Below are 4671 nucleotides of genomic sequence, written 5' to 3' on the forward strand. Positions count from 1 at the left end.
CCCCGCCGCTCCGGCCGTCCGTGGCCTCCGGCCCGCCTCCGCGCTCGCCCTCGCCAAGCTCGATTCCCGGCGAGGTGCCAATGTACTTCGGCGAGACCCGGGCCCGCCTGCTAACCGCAACGGAAGTTCCTTAAAGCAAACAAAGGTTGTCCCGGTGGATGGCCTCGTCGTAATCCTTATGCCCCAGCAGCCGGGCGATGTCCCCCGAACGGCACCCCTTGATCCGGTCCAGTTCCTGAGCTCGATAGTTGACGATGCCCCGCGCGATCTCCCTTCCCTGGGGGTCGCAGACGCCCACCACCGCCCCGGCCTCAAAATCGCCCTCCACCCGGGTCACTCCCGCGGGCAGAAGGCTCTTGCCCGAGCGCAGCAGGGCCTCGGCCGCCCCGGCGTCCACCCACAGCCGCCCCTGTACCGGCGGCCCGTAGGCGATCCAGCGCTTGCGCCCGGCCAGGGGCGCCTGATGGGGCAGGAACAGGGTGCCCACCGGCTCCCCGGCCAGCACCCGCTCCACCACCCGCTCCTCGCCCCCGTGGGCGATAACCATGGAAATTCCCGAATTCATGGCCATGTGCGCGGCGGCCAGCTTGGTCCTCACCCCTCCCGTGCCCAGGGGAGAGGTCCCGGCGCCGGCCAGTTCTTCGATCTCCGGGGTTATCTCGGACACTACCTCCAGCCGCCGGGCCTGGGTACAGGCCTTGGGATTGGCCGTGTAGAGACCGTCCGTGTCGGTCAGCAGCAGGAGGAGGTCGGCGTCCACCAGGCCGGCTACCAGGGCCGATAAGGTGTCGTTGTCTCCTACGCGGATTTCCTCGACCGCCACGGTGTCGTTCTCGTTCACGATGGGGATTACCCGGTACTGCAGGAGCGTGAGCAGGGTGTGCCGGGCGTTAAGGTACCGGCCCCGGTCGGCCAGGTCCTGACGGGTGAGAAGCACCTGGGCCACCACCTGGCCGTATTCCCCGAAGAGTTTCTCGTAGATGTGCATCAGGATGCCCTGGCCCACGGCCGCCGCCGCCTGCTTTTCCGGCAGGGTCTGGGGCTTCTTCGCCCAGCCCAGCCGGCCCATACCCGTTCCCACCGCGCCCGAGGTGACCAGCACCACCTGCCGCCCGCCGTTGGCCACGGCCGCCAGTTCCCGCACCAGCCGCTCCAGGCGAAAGAGGTTGAGCCGGCCGTCCGAATAGGCCAGTATACTGGTTCCGACCTTCACTACCAGCCGCTTAGCCTTGCTCAGCTGCTCGGTCATGGTCCCTTAGCCAGGCGGCCAAACGATAGATTAAGGGCCTCACTCCCTCGCCTGTGGCCGCCGAAAGAGGAAAGATTTCGTAGCGGTCCCCCACCGCCTGCTGCAAGCGGCGGAGGTTATCCCCGGCCCCCGGCAGGTCGATCTTGTTGGCGGCGATCAGCCGCGGCCGGCGGGCCAGCTGCGGGTTGTAAAGGGCCAGCTCCCGGTCCACGGTGGCGAAAGCCTCCTCCGGCCGGAGGCCGGCGTCGCTTCCCACGTCGACTACCTGTACCAGAATGCGGGTGCGCTCTACGTGCCGTAAAAACTCGTGCCCCAGGCCGGCGCCGGCATGGGCCCCGGCGATCAGCCCGGGAATGTCGGCCATCACGAAGCTCTCACCCTCTTCCACCCCCACCAGTCCGAGGTGGGGCTGCAGGGTGGTGAAAGGATAGTCGGCTATCCTGGGCCGGGCGTTGGATACGGCGGCCAGCAAGGTGGACTTGCCGGCGTTGGGCAGCCCCACCAGGCCCACATCGGCCAGGAGCTTCAACTCCAGCTCCAGCCACCGTTCTTCCCCGGGCCGGCCCGGTTCCGCCCGCCGTGGGGCCGGGTCCTTGGGCGTGGCCAGCCGGGCGTTTCCGCGCCCGCCCTTGCCTCCCCGGGCCACCAGCACGGTCTGGCCCGGCGCGGTCAGATCGGCCAGGACCTCGCCGGTTCGGGCATCCCTGACCACCGTGCCCACCGGCACCCGCAGGTGGAGATCCTCGCCGTTTCGTCCCCGCTGCTCCTTGCCCCGACCGTGTTCCCCGCGGCCCGCCCGGTAATGGGCCTTATACTTGAAATCCACCAGGGTGCGCAGGCCGGCTTCGGCTGCCAGATAGACGCTCCCGCCGTCCCCGCCGTCCCCGCCGCTGGGCCCGCCCCGGGGCACGTACTTCTCGCGTCGAAAGGCCACCACGCCGTTGCCGCCGTCGCCGGCCTTGACCACTATCTTGGCCAGGTCGTAAAACACGTCTTTTCCTCACCTGCCGCCCGGCGGCCCGATCGCCCTGCCGCCCGCTCCCCCGCTCCTGCCGGGCGCGGAACCGCAGACCTCAGACAGCCGGAGAAGCCGGCCCTGCCGGGGCGGGGGAAGGCTCTAGGCCGGTGTGGGGAAGGACAGCTCCAGCTTCCAGGCGCCGGGTCCCTCCAGCCATCTCAGCTCGGCCCCGCTGGCCCTTATCCGGCCCCGGAGCTCCCCCAGCAGCTCCCGGTCCGGACGGCCGCCCGGCCCGTACACCTCCCAGGTCAGCCGCAGCCGCCGCTCCCCCGCCTCCAGGCGGATTATCAAGAGCTCCTCCTGATCGGGCCGTAGGGCCGCTATCACCCGCTCTCCCACGGCGCGCACCACGCCGACCAGCTTATCCTCGTCCACCTCGGCCTCGAACCCTTCGGCGTCCAGCGCGAATCGCACCTCGGAATGCCGCCCTTCGGCCTCCATCTCCAGACGCAGCAAGGCCAGGGCCAGCCGGGGGTGCCTCAGGCGCAGCAAAGCCCCCCGGTCCTCCACTTCCTTCGCCACCCGGCGCAGGTAGGCCAGGGCCTGGTCCACCCGGCCGAGCTGCAGAAGGCCGGACATTACCTGCAGGTGGTTCAAGAAATCATGACGCTGCCGCCGCAGCAGTTCGAGACCCGCGGCCGCGTCCGTGGCCGCCAAACCGTCTTGCATTGTACGGCTCCCGCCCCTCGTGCCTGCCGGCAGGCCCCTAACCCGCTTCGGCGCCGGCCGCCGGCCTCCCGCCCCTGGGAAGATGCGGATTCCGCGGCTGCCCGACGTACCGCCAGGCCAGCTCCACCGCCTCTTCCGGGTTACGCGCGGGGATGATGCCGGGATCCCTTTCTCCCCGGCGCATAATCTCCCAGGTGTTGAGCCCCACCACCGGCCGGCCCAGCCGCAGGGCCAGCCCGATTTCGGACAGGGTGCCGTAGCCGCCCCCGATGGCTATTACCGCGTCCCCCGCCCGTACTACCAGCAGGTTGCGGCCCTCTCCCAGACCGGTGGCGAGGGCCACGGTAAGGTGCGGATTGCCCTCTTCCCGCCTCAGCCCGGGAAGGATTCCTACCACCGTGCCCCCGGCCTCCGATGCTCCCCGTGCCGCCGCGGCCATGACTCCGCCCAGGCCCCCGCACACCAGCACCGCCTGGCGCCGGGCCAGTTCCCGGCCCACGGCGTAGGCCAGCCGGGCCTCCTCGGGCCCGCATTCCCCCGCGCCGATCACGGCTATGTAAGGCCGCACCCGGCCTCCCCCCAGAAAGGAAAAGCCCCGGCCCTCAGGCCGGGACCGACTAGGCGCCGACTACGCTTACTTTCTTCTTATCCCTGCCCAGGGGCTCGAACTTCACGTAGCCGTCTGCCAGGGCATAGAGGGTATCGTCCTTGCCCCGGCCCACGTTCTGCCCGGGGTGGATCCTGGTGCCGCGCTGCCGAACCAGTATATTCCCGGCCCGAACCCACTGCCCGTCGTAGCGCTTCACACCCAGACGCTTGGCCTCGCTATCTCGACCGTTGCGCGAGCTGCCTACACCCTTCTTGTGGGCGAACAACTGCAGATCGAATCTCACGTCTATTCACCTCCCCGCTCGTCCCGGTCGGTCTGCTCCCGACGGTGTATTACCAGGTACCCGGGGTGAACCCGCCGTATCTCCGCCAGGCCCAGGGCGGCTACCTCGAAGATCAGTCCCGCTTCCGGCGGCGGGTCACCTTCGCCCCCGCCGGCAAGGAAACATTCCAGGTATCCGTCCTCCACCCGCACCCGGGGCTTCAGGCCCAGCAAGCGCTCCAGCGCCAGGACCGCGGTCTGGGCCAGGGCGGAAACCGCCGCGCAGACGATGTCCCGGCCGTGCGGTCCGTAGCCCGCGTGGCCCCTCACTACCAGGCCGACCGGCCGGCCCCGGCGGTAGTAGAGGTCAACACGGATCATGATCCTAGGCCTCGATCTTCTCCACCCGTACCTCGGTGAAGTCCTGCCGGTGACCCCGGCGCCGGCGGTAGTTCTTCTTGGGCTTGTACTTGAAAACCAGTATCTTCCTGCCGCGGCCGTGCCGGAGCACCTTGAGCCACACCCGGACGCCGTCCACCTCCGGTTGGCCGATCCTCAGCTCTGCCCCCCGGCCTACGGCCAGAACCCGCCCGGCGGCCACCGTGCTCCCCTCTTCCGCCGCCAGCCTTTCCAGGCGCAGCACCTCGCCCTCGCGCACCCGGTACTGTTTGCCTCCGCTTTCGATTATGGCGTACATCTTCTTCCGGGACCTCGGCCCCGTATCTCGCTCCTTTCCGGATTGCGTCTTGGCTTAGAGTCTGCCAGAACTCTAACACAGCCCCCGGCGCTTGTCAAGCTCGCCGAGCCCCGAGTTATCCCCACTTTCCCACGGGCGGTACCGGGTGCTCCCCGTTCGTACTGTCA

General features: G+C 69.2%; 6 protein-coding genes and 1 pseudogene. All 7 read right to left on the reverse strand.

The window, feature by feature from the left end; genetic code table 11:
• Positions 1-130: 130 nt before the first annotated feature.
• Positions 131-1249, reverse strand: a complete 1119-nt coding sequence (proB, locus tag NUV99_12035) for a glutamate 5-kinase (GenBank protein MCR4420818.1) — start codon at positions 1247-1249, stop codon at positions 131-133.
• Positions 1250-1265: 16 nt separating this feature from the next.
• A pseudogene (gene obgE, locus NUV99_12040) lies at positions 1266-2240 on the reverse strand (GTPase ObgE).
• A gap of 126 nt (positions 2241-2366) precedes the next feature.
• Positions 2367-2936 carry a Spo0B domain-containing protein gene (locus NUV99_12045; protein ID MCR4420819.1) on the reverse strand — a complete coding sequence of 190 codons (570 nt, stop codon included), beginning with the start codon at positions 2934-2936 and terminating at the stop codon, positions 2367-2369.
• 37 nt (positions 2937-2973) lie between these two features.
• Positions 2974-3504: a TIGR00725 family protein gene (locus NUV99_12050; GenBank protein ID MCR4420820.1), complete on the reverse strand. Its 531-nt coding sequence runs from the start codon at positions 3502-3504 to the stop codon at positions 2974-2976.
• A gap of 49 nt (positions 3505-3553) precedes the next feature.
• On the reverse strand, positions 3554-3829 hold the full coding sequence (rpmA, locus tag NUV99_12055) for a 50S ribosomal protein L27 (protein MCR4420821.1): 276 nt from the start codon (positions 3827-3829) through the stop codon (positions 3554-3556).
• 2 nt (positions 3830-3831) lie between these two features.
• The gene (locus NUV99_12060; GenBank protein MCR4420822.1) at positions 3832-4188 is read right to left on the reverse strand and encodes a ribosomal-processing cysteine protease Prp; all 357 of its coding nucleotides are present in this window, start codon (positions 4186-4188) and stop codon (positions 3832-3834) included.
• Positions 4189-4192: 4 nt separating this feature from the next.
• Positions 4193-4504 carry a 50S ribosomal protein L21 gene (rplU, locus tag NUV99_12065; protein ID MCR4420823.1) on the reverse strand — a complete coding sequence of 104 codons (312 nt, stop codon included), beginning with the start codon at positions 4502-4504 and terminating at the stop codon, positions 4193-4195.
• Positions 4505-4671 lie beyond the last annotated feature (167 nt).

Source organism: Clostridia bacterium, from assembly GCA_024653205.1.
Classification (GTDB): domain Bacteria; phylum Bacillota; class DSM-521; order Neomoorellales; family SLTJ01; genus JANLFO01.